At 70.4% G+C, this 21375-nt stretch carries 21 protein-coding genes; 10 read left to right on the forward strand and 11 right to left on the reverse strand.

The window, feature by feature from the left end; all coding sequences use genetic code 11:
* Positions 1 to 178: 178 nt before the first annotated feature.
* The 9 genes from ACQPZP_RS41570 to ACQPZP_RS41610 all read right to left on the reverse strand — a co-directional run bounded on the left by ACQPZP_RS41570 (position 179) and on the right by ACQPZP_RS41610 (position 10005).
* A complete protein-coding gene (locus ACQPZP_RS41570) occupies positions 179 to 760 on the reverse strand; it encodes a dihydrofolate reductase family protein (protein WP_433475092.1) in 582 nt (193 codons plus the stop codon).
* A 68-nt stretch (positions 761 to 828) separates the two neighbouring features.
* The gene (locus ACQPZP_RS41575; RefSeq protein ID WP_433475093.1) at positions 829 to 1251 is read right to left on the reverse strand and encodes a helix-turn-helix domain-containing protein; all 423 of its coding nucleotides are present in this window, start codon (positions 1249 to 1251) and stop codon (positions 829 to 831) included.
* 29 nt (positions 1252 to 1280) lie between these two features.
* The gene (locus ACQPZP_RS41580; protein WP_433475094.1) at positions 1281 to 1667 is read right to left on the reverse strand and encodes a DUF6597 domain-containing transcriptional factor; all 387 of its coding nucleotides are present in this window, start codon (positions 1665 to 1667) and stop codon (positions 1281 to 1283) included.
* Between the two features lie 94 nt (positions 1668 to 1761).
* Positions 1762 to 2898 carry a CapA family protein gene (locus ACQPZP_RS41585; RefSeq protein WP_433475095.1) on the reverse strand — a complete coding sequence of 379 codons (1137 nt, stop codon included), beginning with the start codon at positions 2896 to 2898 and terminating at the stop codon, positions 1762 to 1764.
* A 171-nt stretch (positions 2899 to 3069) separates the two neighbouring features.
* Complete coding sequence (locus ACQPZP_RS41590; protein WP_433475096.1) at positions 3070 to 3810, reverse strand: SDR family oxidoreductase; 741 nt, start codon at positions 3808 to 3810, stop codon at positions 3070 to 3072.
* Between the two features lie 174 nt (positions 3811 to 3984).
* On the reverse strand, positions 3985 to 7134 hold the full coding sequence (locus tag ACQPZP_RS41595) for a lantibiotic dehydratase (RefSeq protein ID WP_433475097.1): 3150 nt from the start codon (positions 7132 to 7134) through the stop codon (positions 3985 to 3987).
* Positions 7131 to 8321, reverse strand: a complete 1191-nt coding sequence (locus tag ACQPZP_RS41600; RefSeq protein WP_433475098.1) for a lanthionine synthetase C family protein — start codon at positions 8319 to 8321, stop codon at positions 7131 to 7133. The genes ACQPZP_RS41595 and ACQPZP_RS41600 overlap by 4 nt, the downstream gene beginning before the upstream one ends.
* 324 nt (positions 8322 to 8645) lie before the next feature.
* Entirely contained in the window at positions 8646 to 8816 is a 171-nt protein-coding gene (locus tag ACQPZP_RS41605) for a hypothetical protein (RefSeq protein WP_433465011.1), read from the reverse strand.
* Positions 8817 to 9120: 304 nt separating this feature from the next.
* Complete coding sequence (locus ACQPZP_RS41610; protein ID WP_433475099.1) at positions 9121 to 10005, reverse strand: ABC transporter permease; 885 nt, start codon at positions 10003 to 10005, stop codon at positions 9121 to 9123.
* 117 nt (positions 10006 to 10122) lie between these two features.
* Here ACQPZP_RS41610 and ACQPZP_RS41615 point away from each other — a divergent pair, with 117 nt between their 5' ends.
* Entirely contained in the window at positions 10123 to 10704 is a 582-nt protein-coding gene (locus ACQPZP_RS41615; protein ID WP_433475100.1) for an O-methyltransferase, read from the forward strand.
* A gap of 149 nt (positions 10705 to 10853) precedes the next feature.
* On the opposite strand, the gene ACQPZP_RS41620 is transcribed toward ACQPZP_RS41615, so the two are convergent.
* On the reverse strand, positions 10854 to 11927 hold the full coding sequence (locus ACQPZP_RS41620) for a hypothetical protein (RefSeq protein ID WP_433475101.1): 1074 nt from the start codon (positions 11925 to 11927) through the stop codon (positions 10854 to 10856).
* 518 nt (positions 11928 to 12445) lie between these two features.
* On the opposite strand from ACQPZP_RS41620, the gene ACQPZP_RS41625 reads away from it, so the two are divergent.
* Positions 12446 to 13153, forward strand: coding sequence for a class I SAM-dependent methyltransferase (locus ACQPZP_RS41625; RefSeq protein WP_433475102.1), 708 nt, complete (start codon positions 12446 to 12448; stop codon positions 13151 to 13153).
* On the opposite strand, the gene ACQPZP_RS41630 is transcribed toward ACQPZP_RS41625, so the two are convergent.
* On the reverse strand, positions 13103 to 13870 hold the full coding sequence (locus tag ACQPZP_RS41630) for a histidine phosphatase family protein (RefSeq protein ID WP_433475103.1): 768 nt from the start codon (positions 13868 to 13870) through the stop codon (positions 13103 to 13105). The two genes, ACQPZP_RS41625 and ACQPZP_RS41630, sit on opposite strands and share 51 nt — an antisense overlap.
* Before the next feature lie 138 nt (positions 13871 to 14008).
* Between ACQPZP_RS41630 and ACQPZP_RS41635 the strand changes: the two genes are divergently transcribed.
* The 8 genes from ACQPZP_RS41635 to ACQPZP_RS41670 all read left to right on the forward strand — a co-directional run bounded on the left by ACQPZP_RS41635 (position 14009) and on the right by ACQPZP_RS41670 (position 21344).
* Positions 14009 to 14479 carry a hypothetical protein gene (locus tag ACQPZP_RS41635; protein WP_433475104.1) on the forward strand — a complete coding sequence of 157 codons (471 nt, stop codon included), beginning with the start codon at positions 14009 to 14011 and terminating at the stop codon, positions 14477 to 14479.
* A gap of 70 nt (positions 14480 to 14549) precedes the next feature.
* On the forward strand, positions 14550 to 15779 hold the full coding sequence (locus tag ACQPZP_RS41640) for a nucleotidyltransferase family protein (protein WP_433475105.1): 1230 nt from the start codon (positions 14550 to 14552) through the stop codon (positions 15777 to 15779).
* Positions 15776 to 16699 carry an N-acetyltransferase family protein gene (locus tag ACQPZP_RS41645; protein ID WP_433475106.1) on the forward strand — a complete coding sequence of 308 codons (924 nt, stop codon included), beginning with the start codon at positions 15776 to 15778 and terminating at the stop codon, positions 16697 to 16699. The genes ACQPZP_RS41640 and ACQPZP_RS41645 overlap by 4 nt, the downstream gene beginning before the upstream one ends.
* The gene (locus tag ACQPZP_RS41650) at positions 16693 to 17469 is read left to right on the forward strand and encodes a hypothetical protein (protein ID WP_433475107.1); all 777 of its coding nucleotides are present in this window, start codon (positions 16693 to 16695) and stop codon (positions 17467 to 17469) included. Before ACQPZP_RS41645 ends, ACQPZP_RS41650 begins: the two co-directional genes overlap by 7 nt.
* Positions 17466 to 18095, forward strand: coding sequence for a dTMP kinase (locus ACQPZP_RS41655; protein ID WP_433475108.1), 630 nt, complete (start codon positions 17466 to 17468; stop codon positions 18093 to 18095). Before ACQPZP_RS41650 ends, ACQPZP_RS41655 begins: the two co-directional genes overlap by 4 nt.
* Complete coding sequence (locus ACQPZP_RS41660; RefSeq protein ID WP_433475109.1) at positions 18092 to 19390, forward strand: (d)CMP kinase; 1299 nt, start codon at positions 18092 to 18094, stop codon at positions 19388 to 19390. Before ACQPZP_RS41655 ends, ACQPZP_RS41660 begins: the two co-directional genes overlap by 4 nt.
* A complete protein-coding gene (locus ACQPZP_RS41665; protein WP_433475110.1) occupies positions 19387 to 20205 on the forward strand; it encodes an alpha/beta fold hydrolase in 819 nt (272 codons plus the stop codon). Before ACQPZP_RS41660 ends, ACQPZP_RS41665 begins: the two co-directional genes overlap by 4 nt.
* A complete protein-coding gene (locus ACQPZP_RS41670; protein ID WP_433475111.1) occupies positions 20202 to 21344 on the forward strand; it encodes a tetratricopeptide repeat protein in 1143 nt (380 codons plus the stop codon). The genes ACQPZP_RS41665 and ACQPZP_RS41670 overlap by 4 nt, the downstream gene beginning before the upstream one ends.
* The last annotated feature ends 31 nt before the right edge of the window (positions 21345 to 21375 follow it).

The raw sequence follows: 21375 nt of genomic DNA on the forward strand, positions 1-21375 counted from the left end.
CGTCGGCGGCGCCGGCGTTCTCCCGGAGACGGCCGCCTCACTTGGGTCCGAAGCCCCCGGCAGCACTGCATCGACCGCGAACTGCCCATGCCGAGCCATTTCACCGTCACCAAGGGCATGGGCACCTACTTCACGGCGCACGTCGACGAGCAGGGTCTCGTCGAGTTCGGTGGCGGTATCACCGCCGGATCCGGTAGCGCAGGTGGAGCACGCGGTCGCCCTGGCTCACCACGTCAGGATCCTCCAACAGGTGCTGTGCGTCGACCGACCCGAAGTAGCGCTTGCCGGACCCGAACACCACGGGCGCGACGTCCATGGCGACTTCGTCGACGAGCCCTGCGGCCAGCATCTGGCCGCCGACGTCGCCGGCGGCGACCTCGACCACGCGGTCGCCCGCAAGGCCCTGCGCCTTGGCCATGGCGGCCCTGACGCCGTCGACGAAGTGGAACGGCGCCTCCGCGCTCCAGCCCTCGGGCATCGGCCGGTGCGACACGACCACCACGTGGTCGATCCCGGCCGGTGGCGAGCCGCCCCAGCCGTTCGTCATGTCGAAGACGTGGCGGCCGACGATCGTCACTCCGATCTGGTCCCAGTACGGCCGGGTGTAGTCGTAGGACGCCTGCGACACCTTCGCCTCCCCGGTCTCGTCCAACGGGACGTCACCGCTGGACATCCAGTCGAACAGCGGTCCGACCTGGTCGTTCTCGTCCGCGATGAAGCCGTCCACCGACACCGTGCCGTACATGACCACCTTGCCCACGGGCTCTCTCCTCCGCTCGGGAAAGTGCCCATACTGGCGTGTCGTGAGTCGTCGGCTCTTGTAAGAAATCAATCGGCCGGCAGCGGCCCGACGTCGAGCGCATGGCCGGGATGTTCGCGCAGGAACCGCCGGCGGACCTCGACGTACCGGGTCGGTGTAAGACCCGTGAACGTCCGGAACTCGTGGCCGAAGTGCGCCTGGTCGAAGTAGCCGGCGCGACCGGCGAGGTCGACCCAGTCGACCGGTCCGGCGGGGTCGATCGCGCGCACGGCGGCGGCGAAGCGGTAGGTCCGGGCGAGCCGCTTCGGCGTGACGCCGACGAGCTCCTTGAACCGCTGTGCCAGATGGGTGCTGCTGACGCCGGTCGCCACGCTCAGGTCACCGATCACCACCGCTCCCATGGCCGCCGCGATGACGCCGCTCGTGTGGCGGACCAGCCGCAGGCCGGCGGTCTCGCGGAGCCGTCGCATCAGCTCGTCTTCGAGCGACACCAGCATCTCGTGCGGCCCGGCCGCCCTGGTCAGCCGGTCTGCAGCTCGGCGACGGCGGGGCGGCCCCACAACTGCTCCACCGTCACCGGCCGGTCGCACAGCTCGGCCGCGGGTATCGGCAGGAACGGCGCCAGCCCCCACGGCTTGAAGTGGACGCCGACCGACCGGGTTCCCGGTGGGTAGCCGAACTCGAAGGCGCGGGTGGGCATGGTGACCACGCAGCCGTCGGCGTACTCGGCCGTCTCGGTACCGGTGCCGGTGCGGATGCGGAATGGCGCCCCGAGGTTGAAGATGAGCACCGCCGACGGCATCGGCGGCAGCGTCAGCCGGGGGTACGGCGGCGCGCCCTCCAGGAAGTAGATGTCGTCGATCAGCCCGTCCAGCGGCGGTCGCGGCACTCTCGACACGTACTTCACGCGACACAGCATCTCCGACGCACGGACGGAACCGCCAGGTCGTCGTAACACGGCATGTCGGCCTCAAGCAGTGCCGGTGGGCGTGGTCGCGGTGTCAGTTTCCCGCAGGGCGTTGAAGGTTCATCGAGGTGACCTGGTCCGAAGCGTCGGGAACGTCGTATCCGAGGCTTCGTACCACTCGCGTCGTGTCGTCAATTGCCGCCTGGTCCGCCGAATCGCCGCGGATCAGAGTCCGGACCCTGATGGGCGGGCCGGGCTCGACGAGGGTCGGGACGAAGGAGGGCTGCTCTTTCCAGCGCCGTCCGCGGGAATCCCAGGTGAAGGTGAACCGGGCGACGAGCCCTTTGCGGGTGGCCTGGGTGTTCTCCGTCGGATTGGCGACCTGATTGCCCATTCCGTACGCGACCCACTTTCCGTTGATCTGCTCGAAAGGCTGAACGACGTGTACGTGGTTGCCGAGGATCAGGTCGACATTGCGGGAGTGCAGCAGGGTCGCCGCCAGGCGCCGCTGCTCGGGCGTGGCCTCGTGCTGGTATTCCTGGCCCCAATGGAGGCTGACTATCACGATGCCGGCGCCGGATTCCTTGGCCCTGGACGCCTCCGCGAGGATCTTGTCGGGGTTCAGCCCGTCGTTCACGAGCCATTGCTTTCCTGGGGGCTTCGTCATGCCATTGGTGCCGTACGTATAGGAAAGCTGTGCGATCTTCACCCCTTTGACGTCCAGGAGGTTGATCTTCTTCGCCTCTTCCGCGGTGCGCGCCGTACCGGCATGCCTGATGCCCGCCTTGTCCAGGGTGTCGAGCGTCCGGCGCACGCCCGGTTCTCCCTGGTCGATGGCGTGGTTGGAGGCGGTGGAGCAGGTGTCGTAGCCCAGTTCGCGGATCGCGTCCACGATTTGCGGTGGCGAGTTGAACACCGGGTAGCCGATGAAGGGTCCCGATCGCGAGGCCAATGGCGTCTCGATGTGGCAGACCCCCAGATCCGCTTGGCCGATCAGGGGATTGAGCCGGGTGAGCATCGGCATGAAGTCGTACCCGTCCCGCTTTTCGTTACGCGCGTCGGAGGCCGCCTGATCCATCACGATTCGGTGCAGAAGGAAGTCACCGGTCGCCGCAATGGTGAAACGTTTCGCCTTAGGGCCGTCCGGTTTGGTCGCCCGCTGCAGAGTGGCGGAACGGTGGTCATCGTCGTCGCATCCCGGAAGTGCGACGAGTCCGAGCGCACCGATCAACAGGGCGCTTGTCGCGAGCCTGCCGATGATGGGCCGTTGTCCGTTCGGGAATCTTGGCGTTGAAGCCGAGGTCCGCATATCTGGTACATGAGCAGTTCATGTCACCCGAAACGGTCATTTGCTTGAACATTGATCATTACTGGCAATACTTTTGTCGGGACCCTGCCTCACTCAGCCCTGGCGAGTTGGCCGGATGGTCAGGTCCCCGATTTCGACGTCGTCGGGTTGGTCGATCGCGAAGGCGATCGCCCGGGCCACCGCCGCGGGGTCGATACCGAGATCGGCCATGTTCCGCCTGGCCTGCTCGCGCACGGCCGGATCGTCGACGGCCGTGTCGATGAGCTCGGTGCGGACGTAGCCCGGGGAGATCGACGTCGTCCGCAGGACCCCGTCGGTGCTCTCCTGCCGCAGGCCCTCCAGGAGGGTGCGTACCGCGTTCTTCGTCCCGGCGTACACAGCCTGGGTGGGCACGATCTTCAGGCCGGAGGTCGAGACGACGGTGACAAGGTGACCACTGCCCTGACGGCGGAACACCGGCAGAGCCGCGGCGATCCCGTGCAGGACCCCCTTGAGGTTCACGTCGACCATCGCCGACCAGCCGTCGACGTCCAGGTCCGCCATGGGGCTGATCCTGCTGATCCCGGCGTTGCTCACCAGGACGTCCAGCCGGCCGAAGCGCTCAACGGCGACGGCGACCAGCGACTGGAGGTCGGCGGGATCGGTGACGTCCACGCGCGTGGCGGCCGCCTCGCCGCCCGCGGCGAGGATCTCGGCGACCAGCCGGTCCAGCCGGTCGGTGCGGCGCGCGCCGAGGACGACGGCCGCACCGAGCGAGGCGAGGTGGCGAGCCGTCGCTTCACCGATTCCGCTGCTGGCGCCGGTGATCGCGACGACCTTGCCGTGAACGCTCATGAAGATCCCCTCCCCGTCGCGGCGGCGGGCTCGCAACCCACCGGCCGCTGGTTGTCCTGGCAGCGTAGTTCGACCGGACGGCCGCCTATGCCCGGGTCAAACGCGACATATTCCCCGCCGTCGAGGCGGCGGTATGGCATGACCTCGCCGCCCACTGCGCCCGGGAGTCACTCCTCAGTGGTTCGAGGTGTTGGCGATCCTGTCCAGTAGGCGCCGCCAGACGCCGAACGTGATCTCCTCCTTGTCGCGGGGCAGGCCCATCCGGTTGCAGTGCAGGTGCAGCAGGCTCCCGGCGATGTTCATGCGGCCCGTCCCGAGTTCGTCGGTGCGCCGTGTGAGCGCCGCCGCGGCAGGCCGCCAGATCTCCTCGGCCTTGGCGAGCGCGGGGGCGCCGGCACCGTCGCCGGTGAGGTCCGCCCAGAGCGCGCGTCCCGCCTCGCGATATTCGGCACCTCCGACATGCCCGGGGGCGGCCGACCGCGCGAGGCGGCGGCGGTCGTCGAGCGAGGGGAGCAGCATCCGGCCCATGTGCTCCAGGCTGAGCGCGGTCATCGCGACACGATCTTCGGCGGGCGCCTGGCGCAGGTGCCCGAGCAGCAGCGTGGCCGCGGTGCTGTCCCGCTGGAACCAGCGTTCGGCGTGTCCGATCAGGTCGGTGCCCCCGTAGCGGTCGATCTCGCGGTGGTAGGCGGCGAACGTGAACTCGACGACCCGGCCGTTGGTGGTGAGCGCGCGCGCCCATTGCGCGGTCTCACCGAGGATCTTCTCTCGGACCGCCTCGTCCGGAACGTGGAACCGGACGCGGAGGTGAGGCGCGGGGTCGCCATAGCGGATGAAGAACGGTTCCGCGACGCCGTACCTCGCGGTCAGCCGCTCGGCGAACGCGGCCAGGTCGCCGGTCACCAAGGCGTCGTGCGCGTCCGGTTCGGCGTAGAGCTTGACGTACAGCCAGTCGCTGCCGACCGGCTTGACGCGCTCCGTCAACGGTGCGCGCCGCGTCCCGGATCTCCGCGGTGCCGTCTTCTCGGCGGAACCAGGGTCGACGCGCACGAGCGGGACCACGACCTCCGAGACGTACCGCTCCCCGGAGGCGTCAGTGAGGAACCCCTCGTCCGGGCCGGGCAGCGCCTCCTCCAGCAGGACGTCGCCGCCCTGTGCCCGTGCTCGCGCCATCGCGGCGCGCAACTCGGCCAGGGACGGCGCGCTGGTGAGGTCGAGCAGGATGGAGTTGTCGGCCTGGATCATGTGGACGAGGCGCGGCACCATCCACGTCTCCCTCCAAGCCCGCATGGCATCTGCGAAGGGGGCCAGCGGATCCGCGTGCCCCCACCCCGCCTCCCGGGCGATGGAGTCCTCGCGCAGCCTCCAGCGTGCTCGCCGCAGCACGAGGCCGGCCCGTTCGATCCGCGGCAGGAACGGGGTGGCTTCGGCGAGGCGCTCCCACTCGAAGGGCGAGACCCGCCGCGCCTGGGCGGTCGAGATCTCGACGAGGAAACGGCAGACGTTCGGCGCCTTTCCCAGGTTCAGCATCGAACGCTGGGTCACGTGCAGGCGGCGGTCCAGCCGCGGGCTGCGGAGGTACAGCCGTCCGCCGTCGACGCCGGCGTAGACGTCCGCGAGCTCGATCAGCCGGTCGGCGGGCCGGTCGGTCGCCACGTTGACCGGCAGTTCCCACTCGTGCAGCAGTGGCCGTATCGACACGTTCGCGGCCCGGGCGTCCGAGGGCAGGTAGGTCAGCTCGACGGTCAGCGCGTCACCGATGAGCTCCTCCTCGGCGGCGGCCAGGTCCCGCAGCGCGGACTGGACCTCGGGCGCGAGCAGGTCGTGGAACCGTCCGAAGGTCCGGCCGCCGAGGGTGACGCCGACCCCCGAGACGAAGCCGCGCCAGCCCTCGCCACCGGTTCCGGGGGGCGTGAGCTGCAGGTGGACGTCGATCGAGGGCCATCGAGGCCGGTCGTCGTCTGCGAGGTGCGCGGCGTCGGTGAACTCGGCGAGGAGGTGGTCGTCGAGGGAGACCTTGATGCTGCGCCGGGCCAGCGCGGTGGACACCAGCCGTACGAGCAGCGCCTCACGTTCGGTCCAGGCCGGCGGGTCGGCCTCCTCACCGGCGAGCGGATACGACCGCTCCGGGCACAGGTAGCCCGCCGGAGGCCCGAGCCCGGACTCCTCGGAGAGGAGCTCCAGCACAGGGACCTCAGCGCCGAGCCCGTAACGCTCGACGAAAGCGTCGGCGTACTCCCGCAGTGGCGGCGGGTACTGATCGGATCCCACGACGGACAGCACCCGCGCCGCGTCCTCCGCCAGTCGGGCCACCTCCTGAGGAAGGACGGGGGGCGACGCGAAACCCAGCGCGGAGTCGATCTGCAGGACCTGGCCTTCGTAGTCCCCGGCGGCGGCCTTGGCCCGTGACTCGATGTGCGCGCGCAGGTCGCCGTGCACGTCGCGGTTCCGGTTGAACGCCTGGATCGCGTCCTCGACGTCGTCGAGGGCCTGTGCCATCACCGGGTCCGCGATGGCCGGGAGCAGGGAGCGGAGCGGCGTGCCCTCGCTGCCGGCCAGCATTCCGGGACGTTCGGCGGTGACGAGGATGTCGAGTTCGAGCAGCTCCCGGAGCAGGCCGTCGATCTTCTCCGCCGCGACACCGGGGTAGCCGGCCACCAGGCGGGCGCGTATGTCGCCGAGGGTCCTCGGCGTCGTCGTGTGTTCGAGGACGGCGAGGACAGGTCCGTTCAGGCGAACACTGACCGCGCGGTTCTCTTTCGTCCCGTAGCCGTCGGCGGACTGCAGCCACACCCTGCCGCGTCCCGCGTAGAGCAGATCGTTGTGGCGTACCAGCAGCTCAGGGGCGAAGCCCGCATCCTTGGCGAGGCGCTTCGCCAAGTGCATCACCCAGCCCATGTCGGCTCTGGCCCGCGCCCTGCCGATGGCGGTGTCGCCGAGCCGCGCGTGTGCTGGGTCGCCGGGGCGGCCGAAGAAGCCGCCGGCGACCCCGGCGACGAGCCCGAACGGGGTCGCGCGGAAGCTCATCCTGTTGAGGTAGCGGCCGAGGCTCAGCACGGCCCGGTGCCGATCCTTGGGGGACAGGTCATCGAGGCGGTCGACGGCATCGGCGAGATCGGACGTCGCGGACCGGATCGCGGCCGACACTCCCGGCATGCCCCACAGCTTGAGCAGAGCCTGGGCGTAGTCGTCCCGCCAGCCGTCCTCGGCGTCACCCGCCGCGGCCGGGAACGACCCCAGGATGTCCAGCATCGGGCGGACCGGCAGCGCCGGCGCTCTGAGCAGGAAGAATCCGCTCTCCTTGTAGGGGCCGGTGTGCTTCATGCCAGGCTCACGGCCGTCGGTGTCAAGAACAGCACCTCGTCCCATCGGGAGGCTTCGGGAGAGACCGTGCCGAGCAGGGCGAGCAGCACTCCTGCCGCGCCCTCGAGCAGCCCGGTGTCGTGCGACGGCCTGTCCGGCTCGGGCATGTCGGCGAACACGAAGGGATGCTCGTCCGACGCCATGGCGCACAACCGCGCGCGAGTGTCGTTCCGCATCTCCTCGAAGGCGGGGTCGCCGGTCTGCGCGTAGGCCCGCGTGTACACGCTGAGCAGCCCGGCCACACCGTGGCAGAGGGTGGGGGCGAACGTCCGGCGCTCGGATTGCGGGGTGGCGCGCACACGGGTGAGGGCCGCGACCGCGAGGGACGTGCCTCCGCTGATCGTGGCGGCCGACAGCAGCGAGGCCGCGACGCCGGGGGCGCCGTAGCACCACGCCGTACGGGCCGGGGCGTCGTCCTCGGTACGGACGGGGAGCCGGGATCCGGGGGCGGCCCGCAGGGCGCCGGGCCAGCTCGGGCCACCGCCGTCGTCCAGGCGCCATTCCGCCAGCCGGTCCGCGAGCTCGGCGACACGGTCCTCCACCTGCCGCCGCCTGATCCCCGCGAGCGCCGCCAGCGTCAGCGCGGCCAGCATTCCCGGCAGCCCATGGGAGAAGCCCAGGTTGTACATCCCGTCCGGAAACTGGTCATGGAACCAGGGCGCCGCCTTGGGGTACAGCCGGGGTGGGCAGAACCAGTTCGGCGCACCGTCCGCGTCGAGGTCCGTGACCTTGAGGAGGTAGGCGACGAGCCTGTCGGCGGCGTCCCGCGGCTTGCTGTCCGAGGCCGCACCCAAGGTCTCCGCGGCCTTCAGCATGGCGGCCAGTTGCCCTGCCGCGCCATTGATCACGTCGTAGTCGCCCAGGGCGACACCGCCGCGCTCCGGCAGATCCGGCGACCGCTCGGCCAGACGGTCGGTCACCGAGCGCAGCGATCTTCCATAACGCGGATCACGGCGCGCGAACTCGGCCAGCACCCATGCGAAGCCCGCTGTGCCGGTGAACAGGCCCGCCGCCACCAGAGGTTCCCGCGCGGTGGCCTCGGCGGCGCGGCGAAGAACGGCTTGACCGGCCTTGAGATAACGCTCGTCATCCAGTGCCTCGCTCGCATGGAGAAGGGCGAGCGCAATTCCGAGATCTCCGCTTCCCAAATTCTCCCACCCGCCGGCCGCAGGGGCGGTGGCCAATCGATCGGCCACTTGGCGAGCGAGCTCGGCGACCTCTTTGGGGGTCAATTGTCTGCCATCCACGCCCAAGATCGTCCTGCCGTTTCTCAAATGCCCGTCCGGCGGAGCTCCGGTCCCTGTCGGGCGAACCATTTTCGTTCTGCGCCCATCTTGGGACGATCGGATGAAAATGGTCCGGTGCTCCGGCCGGACGGTCATCCGCCAAAGGCGCGGGGCCGGGAACGTCCAGCGCGGGATCCGGTGCCGTTACTCCGGATCACCCTTGCCAGGCGCCGCGCACCGGGCCGATCAGATGCCTTCCAGGCAGGTCGGCGTGGACTGGCAGGGGGCGGTGAAGCATGGACAGGAGTCGGTGCAGCTGAGGATCTCGGCGGACGTGGACAGCTCCGAGACCCGGACGTCGAGGTCGAACTCGTCCTGGGAGTCGACGCCCGCCTGGTCGGTGAGCGAGATCGTCATCGGTTCTCCGATCACTGTGGGAGCGAAATCGGCACCGGATCTCCGGCGCCACCCCGATAGGCCGCCGACGATCGCATTAATTGCGCGAAACACCCGGAAAATATCCCCGGGGAGGCGGTGCAACAACCCCTTTCAGATCGGAGTGGTCCGGCCACGAACCCTTATCGCCATATCGCCGAGCGCACCATTGCAGGGGAATCTATCTAAGATCATCTAGGGGGTCAACGGCATCGGGGGCCCAACGACCTGCGCTTCCCGAGTCACAACGCGACGACCTTGTGGAACGCGCCAAAATCTTTTGGACCTAGTCCGTGCGGCGGAACCGCCGGACGGCCATGGCCAGCATGACAAGGCCGGCCGTTCCCACGAGCGCCAACTCCAGCGCGACCGGCAGCCGCCGGCCGAACCACGTGACCCCCGGGTCGAGTCGCGATTCTTGCGCGGCGGTCATCGTGACCTGGTCGAAGACCGTCTGGCGCAACGGGTCGACCACGTAGGTGAGAGGGCTGAGCCTGGCCAGGGCCGCCAGCCAACCCGGCAGGCCGGCGAGCGGATACCAGGCGCCCGAGAGAAAGAGCATGGGCATCATGACGAGCTGGACGATTCCAAAGAAGGTCTGCGTCCCCTTGACGTGCGCGGCGAGCATGGTGCCGAAGGCGCTGACGGCGAATGCGCCGATCGACAGCTCGGCCAGAAGGGAGCCGAGCATCACCGGGTCATAGGGAAGACCTGCCAGACCCGCGCACGCGAGGACCACGCCGCCTTGCAGGACGGCCACGACGGCGCCGCCCAATATCTTGCCGCAGACGATCGAGGTACGGCTGACGGGCGCCACGAGCATCTCGCGAAAGAATCCGACCTCGCGATCCCAGACGATCCCGCCCGCGGAGAACATCGCGGTGAACATGACCGAGAGGACCATGGCCCCCGGAAAGACGATGATTTTGAAGTCGACCTGATCCTGCGAGGAGGAGGCAGCGCCGCCGGACACCACCGCCGACAGGCCGGCGCCGAGAACGAAGAGATACAGCACGGGCTGGACGAGCAGGGACACCATACGGTAGGTGTCGGTGCGATATTTCAGCAGGTCCCGATGCATGACCACCTTGACGGCTCGCATTTCATGCCCTAGGCCACGCTTGACGGTGCTGACTTTGACGACCCGTGGGCCGAACTCCATGACATCCATCAACGGCCGTCCCCAGCTGTCCACCGGCCGACTCGGCCGTCGATTCGATATGTTCATTCGCCATGCCCGTGGTGCGCCGGACGCGCCGGTACGAACGCCTGACACGGAAGGAACGCAATGACAGAGCGCTCGACGTCCGGCGCGCTTCCGCAGATCGTCGCAGCCGCCAAGAAGGCCGCCGGGGCGGCTGGATTCACCCGTTCGTGCACCGACGAGGTCGGGCGGTTGCTACGGGTCCTGGCGGCGGGAAGCGGCGGGCCCATCGCCGAACTCGGTACGGGCTGCGGGGTCGGGACCGCGTGGATGGCGGCGGGCATGCGTCCTGGCACCCGGCTGGTCACCGTCGAGGCCGACGCCCGGTACGGAGCCGTCGCCCACGACGCCCTCGGCGACGTCCCGGGTGTCGAGATACTCACCGGCGATTGGTCCTCCGTACTTCACCGCGGCCCCTTCGCTCTGGTCTTTCCGGACTGCGCCGACGCCAAGGAACTGGGCGACGAGCTCGCCGACGCCATCGCGGTCGGCGGAATCGTGCTCATCGACGACCTCACGCCCGAATGGCTGCCCCGCCCCGCGGACCGTGCAGGGAAGAGCCGTGACGAAGTGCGCGAGTCGTGGCTGCGGCGCCCCGGATTCGTCGGGACAGAGGTGCTGATGACGCCGGAGTCCGCCGCGCTCATCGTGACCCGTCTGGTCTGAGCCGGGCCGCGGCGAAGCCGTTCGGCGCGTGTCAGCCGGGGCCGAGGCCCCGGCTGACACAAGGGAGCGCTTAGTCTTCCTCCTCGGCAACCACAATCGCGATGTCCATCAGCGGGTTCACCTCCTCTCGGTCCGTTCGGGGGTGCGGATCAGCGATGCGACGAACTCGCATCGGTGGCGCCCTGCCCAGTGGTCCTCTCAACCCGGAGGGGTCGCGGATAGAGGCGCGCACGGCACGGCTTGACGGTCCGCACATCGGCGTAGACGTTGCGGCCGGCATGGTCCTTGGGCAGTTTGGTGAGACGGAACGCCGAGAAATCCTGCGACGGGCCGGTGCTCGCCACGATCTCCGGAAGCCGGCTCGGATGGACGCCGATCCGGACCCGCATCTTCTTCAGGTACTCGATCTGCTTGATGATGCAGTAATTGCAGTCCAGGCAGGTGTCGATGTTCTCCGACCAGGCGAACCACGAGGAGGTCGCCTCCAGCTTGCGCTCTCCGGACGGCAGGGTGAGCAGGTTGTAGTTGCTGATCACTTCGCGCAGGTAGACCTCGGATCGCGTCAGCATGCGGATGAAGTTGATGTCGCCCGTCGTGCCGCGGTCGAGGACCACCATGTCGTCGCGGATGCCGAACCGGTAGCCGAGAGAGACGAGACTGTCGAGATCCCGCGGTGCGCCCAGGTCGTGGACCCAGCACTCGGTTCCGTGGAGCCACGAGGCCGCGCAGCTCGTCTTGTGGAAGGTGGGGACGCCGAGCTCGTCGCAGAAGGTGATCAGCTGGTCTTCGACCGGCGTCTCGATCGTCTTCCGCTTCTTCGCATCGTGCAGGCCGCCGAGCACCAGATAGCCGGTGTGCTCCGCGGCGACCTCGGCGAGCCGGCGCAGCATGGCCGGGTCGTCGTTGCGGTTCCGGATGATCGGGCGGGTGAACACCAGGGTGTTCGTGAAAATCTCCCGTAACGCCTGGATGAACCGGACGCGCTCGTCGAAGGAGATGCCTCCTTCGTCCAGGCCGGTGAGCGAATAGAAGACCACGACATTGGCGGCCACCTGTGCGGGCACCGTCTCCAGCTGGGCCAGCACCTCTTCGCTGTACCCCGCCTTGGTGAAGATGGCGATCGGCGCGCGATGCCTGTCCAGCGACGTGAGTTTGGTGACGGTGTTGCCCACCTGCTCGATGATGAAAGGGTCGCCGTAGGTGTCGTTCACCGAAACCGGCATTCGGCGCGTCCACTCAGGTGCCAGATCACCCGCGTCCGTCTGCATCGGGTCGAGCATGAAGGATTCTGGCTGTCCGAAAGGGATATCCGCTCCGGAGAGCAGTGGGAGGCTCTTGTTCACTGACATGCGTTCATCGGGACTTGGCACACGAACTCCCCTGGCGTCGTGCTTGGCAAGGCTCGGATGATGCGAATGCGCTGTGTTTGCGAGGTGTCGTCCTCGCGAGCGCACCTGTTCGCGAGCGGGCCGTGCCCCAGGCTGCGTCCTGGGTATGTGGGTCAACCGAAAGTCGGTCTTTCCGCTGCCGCAGGTCTTTTTTGAAGTTGATCAACGTAATGTTTTACACAATAGGTAAGCCCATGGAGGCGAGAAAGGAGGTAGCCGGGTGCGGCCACGGGGGTTGTCACCTCGTGTCGCGTGAGGTATTGATGGGCCGCGGTGCCGGCGAGTGCGCCGGCCCTCACCGCCGTTCGACCGCGCTGGGAGACATCCCCGCCGCGGGGAGGAGGTTCGACTTCATGGCCCCGCGACGTGGGAGCGAGGCCTTCGCCACAGAGCACGCCTACCGGTCCCAGCAGGCGGTGTACCGCGACGGCACGGGTCCTGACGCTCGGGACGTGCTCGAGACGACGGTGACCGGACTCCCCCGCGGTGACCTGCTGGAGGTCGGCTGCGGCGAAGGGGCCCTGGCCCAGCGGCTCAACGGCGACGGCTGGCGTGTCGGCGCGACGGACGCCTCGGCCCGCATGTGCGAACTGACCCGCGCCCGCGGGGTGCCGACGCTCCTGGCCGCTCTCCCGGAGCTGCCGTTCCGGGACGCCAGTTTCGACTGCGTCGTCGGTGCGTGGGTGCTGCACTACCTGGACGACGCACGGGTCGCGTCCGGTCTCGGAGAGATGTGCAGAGTGCTGCGTCCGGGCGGCTGGCTCGTGCTGGCGACCAATTCGGATCGGCATATGGCGGAACTGTGGTCCCGCCTGCCCGGAGCCCGTTACCGGCTGAGCTTCTCGGAAGAGAACGCGGGCGCCGCGCTCGGCAGGTTCGGCGCCCAGGCCGAGATCACACCGGTCGTCGGAACGGTCAACTTCACCGGATACGACCAAGCTCACGCGTTCGTGGCCAACCAGGTGCGGCCGCGGAGCATCGCCGACAGGCTGGAGACGTTCGACGGCCGGCTACGCGTCACCCGGCGCGCCGCCGTCATCCGCGCCCGCATCGGAGGATGAAGCGGTCTCCCCCAGGTCGGTCCAGCTCAGGGCGTTCCAGCCGGTGGCCGCATGGTCAGGGTCGACGAGGTGTCCGCGCCAGCGGTAGGCGGGCAGCCGCCGGCCGGGAGTCTCCGGGTCCACGCGCGAGTAGGCCAGCACGCCGCAGTTGGGGAGGCCGTGACCGCTCTTGCCCTGGCGGCGCCGCAGCGTCCCGCGCAGCGGTATCCCTTCCATGACCGCCCGCATGGCGAGGATCGGCTCGCCGTGCGACACCGCGATCACGATGGGCGGACGGTCCGGCCTCCCGGTGGCCGAAAGGGACCGGAGGTAGACGCTCATCCTGGCGCGCAGATCGAGCAGGCTCTCCCCGCCCGGCGGCCGCCACCCCCACGGATCGTCCGAGGCCAGGCGCCGGGCGAGCGCGCCGCGTTCTTCGGGCCCCTCGCCCCCCTCGAACCAGGCGGCCCAGTCACGGTCGGCGAGTTCCTCCATCCGGTCCGGCCATCCGAGGCCGAACGCCTCCGCGGTGGCGAGCGCCCTGGCATACGGCGAGCTGTGCAGGACCGCGGCGTCACCGGCCGTCGCCCGCAGCCATCGTCCCCGGGCCTCCGCCTGCCGCCGCCCGCGCTCCGTGAGGGCCCAGTCCCGCCGCCGGCCCGACGGCGCGCGGGCTGCGCCAGGAGTCTCGGCCGCGGCGTTCTGTTCGCTCTGGCCGTGCCTGATAAGAAGGATCATGTCCGGTGCGCCGGCCGACGAGAACGGCTCCGGGCGCGGCGAAGAAGAAGTGAAAGGGGATGGCGAATGCCCGCTGTGGGCCATGAAACGGATCCTCCGATACCGGTCACGGTCACGCATCGCATCTACGATCGTCCGGTGACCGCGATGCTCGCGGGACGAGTCCTCTACAGCGACCAGCTGTACTTTCGCCACGACGGCCCCCGACGGTATTTCTGGCTCCTTGACGAGGGCGTCCAGCTCGTGTACGAGCCGTTCGGCTGGCGCGACGAATGGTACATCGACCTGGTCTCGATTCGCCGCGATGAGAGCGCGGATCCGCTTTGCTTTCATATCGAGGACCGCCATGTCGACATCGTCGTCGAGGGAATGGGGCCCACCTACCGGATCCTCGATCTGGACGAGGCCGGGACGGCGCTGTCCTCCGGCGCGCAGACCCCCGAGGGGTTGCGGCGCACGCTCACCGGGGCCCAGCGGTTCCTCGACCGCTACCTGCATCGTGGCGCGCCCTTTCCCCCGCCGCAGATCCGTCCCTTGTTCTCCGCGGAACACCATTACCCCAGGTGGGCGGCCGAACCGGTGCGACTGAAAGCGGTCATGCCGGAATGAGGCCCTTACGGAGGATCTGATCGCGGGTTAAGATCACCCCCACTGAGGTCGCGAGATCGAGGAGGGGCTTTTGCTCGATCAGAATCGACTTCTGTGCCGTCTGCTGGACGATCTCCTGGAGACGGGCCTGGAAAGGCCGTCTCCACCTGCCGAAATCCATTCTCTGCTGGCTCTTCCTGATCTTGCCGACGCCGAAAGGGCGAAGCTCTCCTACCTGGCACTTCACTTCGCCGAACGGTGGGATGTCACGCTCACGGCCGAGCAGTCGGCCGAGCTTTCCCGGCTGCGGCGCCGCACCGCGATCCTGGAGCGGGAGCTCGCGACCGTGGGTGCCACGTTGAACCGCGGCGGCGCCGACTACGTCCTGCTGCGGGCCGTGGGCCTGAGCCGGTTCTACCCGGACGGCTGGGTGCGGCAGTACAACGATGTCGACATCCTGCTGCGCGACGACCGTTCCCTGCCCGCCGCACTGGATCGCCTGCGCGGCCTCGGCTACTACCTCGCCCGGCCGATCGCCAGCCGGAGAAGCGGGACGGGACTCTGGCTGGGCCTGGCGCTGAACAGGCAGGTCTCCGATCTCGGCCATCCCATGTACCTGGACCTGACGACGCTCGGGCCGGCGCTGAGCCGTGCCCGGTCGCTCACTCTTCCGGAGGACGCCTGGCGCCGGCGCGAGCAGGTCACGGTGGCGGGCACGCCGATCCCGGTGCTGGATCCGACCTGGCAGGCGGTCGTCTTCGCCGGGGAGATGGTGGAGCGGGACGGGGCGTACCAGCCGCGCGACGCCCTCGACCTCGTCATGCTCCACCGTGGCGGTGCCCGTTGGCCCGAGGTCGCCGCACGCCTGCGGAGCGCTCCGGACGCCGCCGAGGCGCTGGGGCGGGTGGCGGAACTGGCCCGGTCCAGCCTTCCGGCGGCCGGGCTGGGCACGGATCCGCCCGTCTCCCGGCCGGCCGGCCGGTGGCCGCTGCCCGGGGCGCCGTCCAGGCTCCCGTACTGGCGTGACGCCGTCGTCGAGGCGAGCGACGCGCTGGTCAGGGCCGTCCGGCGGGTGTCGCCCCGCGCCGCGCGCCACCTGGTGGAGAGGGCTCCCGCGCGCGCCTGGTTCGCCGCGGGCCTGCCGGTCTATCTGCTGCCGGTCCCGCCGCCGCAGGTGCATCCGGGCGTCTTCCGCGGCGGGACGGGACGGCAGACCGCGGGTCTGTCCGGTCTGCGGGGCCGCGTCTACCCGCTGGTGCCGCGCGGCTATTCCAAGGCAGTGTTCACGCCGCCGCTGACGGAGGTGGGACAGGAGCGATGACCGGTCGGTTCGAGATGGTCACCGTGGACCCGGCCGCCCCGCCGGAATGGGTGGGGACGTGGGCGGCGGAACTCGCCCGGACCCGGCAGCGGAACCGGGGGCGGGCACCCGGCGATCCCGCCGTCGTACGGGATCGGCTCCTGACCGCGCTCGCGACCCGCCCGGCCGCCGTCGCTCGGACGGGCCAGGGGACGGCGTACTGTGCCGTCGGCCGCGCCGACCACCCGCTGACCGGGCGGCCGGAGGTGACACTTTCCCGCTTCGTCGGCACGGCCTCCGACGCGGTGGACGTGCTGCTCGACGGCCTCGCCGGGGAAGACGCGCTCGCCCGGTGCACGGTCGAGGTGGAGGCTCGGCGGGACTGCCGTCACGGCGGGCTCGCCGACCACGGCTTCACCGAGAGCGTCCTGACCGCACGACACGGCACGGGGAACGCCGATCGTGCCCCCGCCGCACCGGGTCATCCGGAGTTGCGGCTGCGCCGGGCACGCGCCGACGATGCCGACTTCGTCGCGGACTGCCTCACCACGGCGCTTCGCCGGGGGCTCTCGGGCGAGGCGCCGGCGGTCGACCTCGATGCCTTCGCCCGGGAGCGCTACGCGCTGACGGGGGACGGTGTCCTCTGCCTGGTCGGTGAGGTCGACGGCCGGAGGGCATGCCACGGGTTCGGCCATGCGCGCACCGACCGGTACGGCATCGACCGCGTTCTTTATCTCGTCGACGTGTTCGTCCTGCCCGAACACCACGGGAACGGTCTTTCCACAGCGACGACCGCGGCGCTGTTGGCCGCGGCGGACGAGGCGGGGTACGGCGTCGTCGAGAGCGACGTCGTGCTCGGGCCGGTGAGCGATCGGCTCCGTACCGGGCTGCGCGCCGCGGGCTGGACGGAGGACCGGGTCCGCTGGAGCCGTGGATGGTGACCACCACCGGGTCCGGCCCCGCGGTCGTCCTGCTCGACCAGCCGCGGGAACCGCTCGTCGTCCACCGTCCGCCGGGTCAGGACGCGGACGGCGCGGCCGCCCGGCCGTGGGTGATCATGCTGCACGCTCCGGGCGAGAACCGGACCGGCAACAACTACTGGCAGGCGCAGGCCGCGACCGCGCTGGCGGCGGCCGGTCTCACGGCCGTCCGGTTCGACCTCAGCGGGTACGGCGAGAGTCTGGACGAGAAGGATCCGGCCGCCTGGGCGCGGCAGGTGAACGACGCGATCGCCACCGCTCGCGAGCACGGAGCGGACCCCGTGCACGTCGTCGCCCGCGGCTTGCACGCGGCCCTGCTCGCCGACGCCGGCGCCGGCGCCGAGGTCGGTACCGGCGGACTTCGGATCGCCCTCTTCCCGCCCAGCGGGGCGGACCTGCGCTGGTGGTCGCGGGACCGCGCGAGCGGTGTCATCGAGATCGGCTCGCCGCTGGACGCATCGGAGCGGGCCTTCTGGGAGGCCTGCGGGGCGGAGCCCGATCTCGTCCGCGGCCTCCGGGTCCCGGCCGCCGCCGTCGACGGCCTCGTGGGGCGCCTTCGGGACGGCGTGGCCTGGGACGTCGCCGTGGTGGCCGGCCGCGATCGCGGACCCGCCGCGAACACGCTGGTCTGCGGCCGGGAACCGCTGACGCGCCTGGAGTCCGACCGCCGAGGGCTGGAGTACCTGCTCGTCCGGTATCTGCGCATGCCGAGCACGGAGGTCCGCCGGTGACCGTTCACGCGGGGCGCCTGGTCGCCGTCAGCGGAATCGACGGCAGCGGCAAGAGCACGCTGCTGGACGGGCTGGCCGCGGTGCTGCGCGGCCGTGGGCACCGTGTCGTCACGGTCGCCGCGCTCAAGCCCGCGGCCACGTCCCCGCTGCCCTGGCTCAAGCAGATCCCGGTCGGCCCGGATTCGCGCGGGCCCGTCGAGCAGTGGATCGCCGGCTACTTCACCCTCGTGCTGCTGGACAACGCCGCGACCGTCGTCCGGCCGGCGCTGGAGGCGGGAGCGTGGGTGCTCGCCGATCGCTGGGTGCTCGATCACATCGCCAACCAGGGCGCCTTCGGTGTGGACCTCGAACCGTGGCGGACGCTGCTGCCGTCCGTCCCCCGGCCCGACGTCCATTTCCTGATCGACGTGCCGGCCGGGATCGCGGGGGAGCGGATCGCCCGCCGGAGCACCGATCCGGGCGTCGGCGCCGGCGAGGCGTTCCTGTCGCGCTGCGCGCGGCTGATGAGGTCGGAGGCGTCGGAGGCCACCGTGACCGTCCTCGACGGGACCGCGCCACCGGAGGATGTGCTGTCCGCGGCGGTGGCCGCGCTCGACCTGTCCACCGCCGCCAGGGAGGCGACGTGACGGTACCGGACCGGGCCGGCCCGGTGATCGGCATCGACGGTCCCAACGGTGTGGGCAAGACCGCGGTGGCGCGCGAACTGGCACGTCGCCTCGGATGGCGCTGGCTGTCGGTCGGAATGGTCTACCGCGCGCTGGCGGCCGTGGGCGCCCCGCCGGGCACGGCGCCGCGCGTCATCGCCGCCGCGGCGGCCGACGGCGTGGCCGACCCTCTCGTCGAGGTGGAAGGGCGGACGTTCGGCGAATCCGAACTCGCAGGGGAACGGTACGGCCGGGAGGCGGCCCGCCTGGCCGGGGATCGCGGCCGGCAGGCCGTCGTCAACGCCGCGCTGCGCGCGTACGCCGGTGGCGGGCTGGTGGCCGAGGGCCGCGCGACCCGGGAGATCTTTCCCGACGCGGTGATGGCGGTCTACCTCTGGGCCGATCCCGCCGAGCGGGCCCGGCGGAGCGCCGCGGTCACCGGCGAGACGCTCGATCCCGTCCGGGAACGGGGCGACGCGAACCGGAGCAGCGAACCTCTGCGCATCCATCCGGGCACGGTCGTGTGGAACTCCACGCGGCACACCATGGAGCAGACGGTCACCGGGCTGACGCGCCGGCTGCGGCTGCTCAACGGCGACGAGCCGGTGGCCGTCGCGGTGGAGGGCCCGCCGCCGGACGCCGCGAAGGCGATCGCGGAAAGCGGGCTGCGCCTGGTCGACCGGTCTGCCGGCGAACGGGTGGACGCTCTGGTGGTCCTGCCTCCGAGCACCCCCGCCGGCCAGGTCGGGCAGGTGGTCCGCGCGCATCTGCCGGTGCTCCTTGCGGGGAACGATCTCATCAGCATCGGGTCGGTCCAGACCGGCGCCGCCCCCACCGCCACGCAGCGGATGCTGGAGGCCGCGCCCTGGCCGCTCGGCCGATGGCTGCGGGTCGGCTGGCTCGGGCGGCACGGCCACCTCGCGATCGCGGGCGACGTGGTCGGGTCGGCGAAGCTCAGGTGTTTCGATCCGGACTCGCTCACCTTGGAGCAGATGGAGATGCTGGAGGGTGCCCGCTGGGTCCCGAACACGGCCGCCGCCGTCTCCCTGCCCGGTGCCCACGTGGCGGTGCCGTGCTGGGACGGCCCGGCGGAGATGCTAGCCGCGGTGCGGACCCCTGACGCGACAGCATGGGAGTCCGTCGACCTGCGGCGCTGCGCCGATCCGCGCGCGGCGCTGTGGCTGATGGCAGGTGTGCCGGGCCGCGTGATGTCGGTCGATCTGCCCTGGAGGCGGGAGCCCCCGGGCGCGAGCCCGGGGCCGGAGGTCTCCCGATGAGGCGGCTGGACAGCGTCCTCCGGGAGCAGGTGTTCACGCCGGTGCCCGGCGGCGCGTGCCTGACCGTCGTGGACCGGCCCGCCGACGGGCCAGCGGCGGCCACGGTCTGCATCGCGCACGGCCTCACCGGCGACCGGGTGGGGCCCGCGGAACTGCTCGCGCAGCTGTCGGCGGAACTGTGCCGGCGTGCGCGGGTCCGGGTCGTGCGTTTCGACATGCGCGGCTCCGGCGACTCGGGCGGCGAGTTCCACGAGACCACGTTCACCGGCATGACCGATGACTTCGCCGCGGTGGCGGCCGGGCATGCCCCGGCCGGGACACCCCTGGTGTGCGCGGGGATCAGCATCGGCGGCGTGCCCGCCGCCCTCGGTGCGCACCGGCTGTGGCGCCAGGGAGAACTCCAGGTCGCCGGCGTCGCGCTGATGTCGAGTGACCTGATCGAGGGCATCCGGTTCGGCACCGGCGGGGTCACCGCGATACGCGGTGGCGAGTTCCATCTCCCGGAGGCGTTCTTCCGGGAGCGCGAGGCCCTCCGGCCCCGCACCCTCCTGCTCGAAACCGGCGTGCCGTACATGCTGGTGTACGGGCGCCACGACGCGAAGATCGCCGCGGAGGCCGCCTGGTTCTCCGGGCACGGCGGTGAGGTCGTGGAAGTCGACAGCGATCACCTTTTCGAGAGCGGCACCGCCCGCGCGCATCTGCTCACCGCCTGGACACGTTTCCTGGACCATGTGCTCCGCCCGCCGGGACGCGGGAACGGCCGGCCCACCGGCCCGCCCGTGGCCGCCCCGCCGGGCGAGGGAGGAAAAAGATGATCTCGTTGTGCCTGATCGTCCTGAACGAGACCGCCTACCTGGAGGGGTGTGTGCGGTCCGCGCGCCCGTTCGTCGACGAGGTCGTGATCATCGACACCGGGTCCACGGACGGCACGGTGGACCTGGCATGGAAGCTCGCGGACACGTTCGCGGAGGTGCCGTTCGACGGCGACTTCTCCGCTGCGCGCAACGAGGCGCTCGTCCGGGCCACCGGCGACTGGATCCTCTTCCTGGACGCCGACGAACGTCTCATGCCCGCCGAGGGCGCACGGCTCGTCGAGCAGCTCGAACAGGCGCCGGAGGACACCCTCGGACTCCGCCTGCTGCGGTACAACTTCTTCGCCGACGGCGGCTTCTACACCGGGCGCGAGCTGAAGGTGTTCCGGAACCGCCCGGACGTCCAGTACCGCCGGAAGATCAACGAGTCGGTGGCGGCGAGCATCGCGGAGGCGGGCGGCAGGGTCGCCGCCGCCCCCGTCCTGATGAACCACTTCGGGCACAGCCGATCCGTCGCCGACCGTTCGAAGAAGGCGTACACCTATCTGTCGATCATGGACAGGCAGCTGGCGGAGCGGCCCCAGGACGGGGTCCTGCTGGGCTACAAGGGGCTCATCCTGCGGACCCTCGGCCGGTTCGGCGAGGCGCTGGAGTACTCCGACCAGTCGATCGCCGTCGCTCCGTCCTCGGCCACCGTGCAGCTCTTCCGCGGCCACGTCCTGCGGTCGGTGGGACGGGACGGTGAGGCGCTGGAGGCCTACCAGCGGGGCATCGAGCTGGCGCCCGAGGACCCGGCGCCGCACAACATGGCCGGACTGCAAATGATCAGCCTGGGCCAGCGCCACGACGCCGCCGACGCGTTCCGGCGGGCGCTGCGGCTGGACCCCGAGTTCGTCCACGCCCACATCAACCTGGGGCTGCTGGCACAGATGGCGGGCAGATGGGCGGAGGCCATCGAGCTGTTCGAGAGGGCCGGCGCCCGCAATCCCGGCTTCTATCACGACGACATGACCGGGCGGGTGGAACGCGATCCGTACAGGGCGTTCTACAACGAGACGATCCTCGGATATGCGGGCCTGGGGTACCACCTGGGGTATTGCGCCCATCAACTCGCCGGCCGGATTCCCCCGTCCGGCCGCTGAACGGGAGAAGCACATGACCGGCGCCGCGACT

It is taken from the genome of Spirillospora sp. CA-142024 (genome assembly GCF_050942325.1).
Taxonomy (GTDB): Bacteria; Actinomycetota; Actinomycetes; order Streptosporangiales; family Streptosporangiaceae; genus Spirillospora.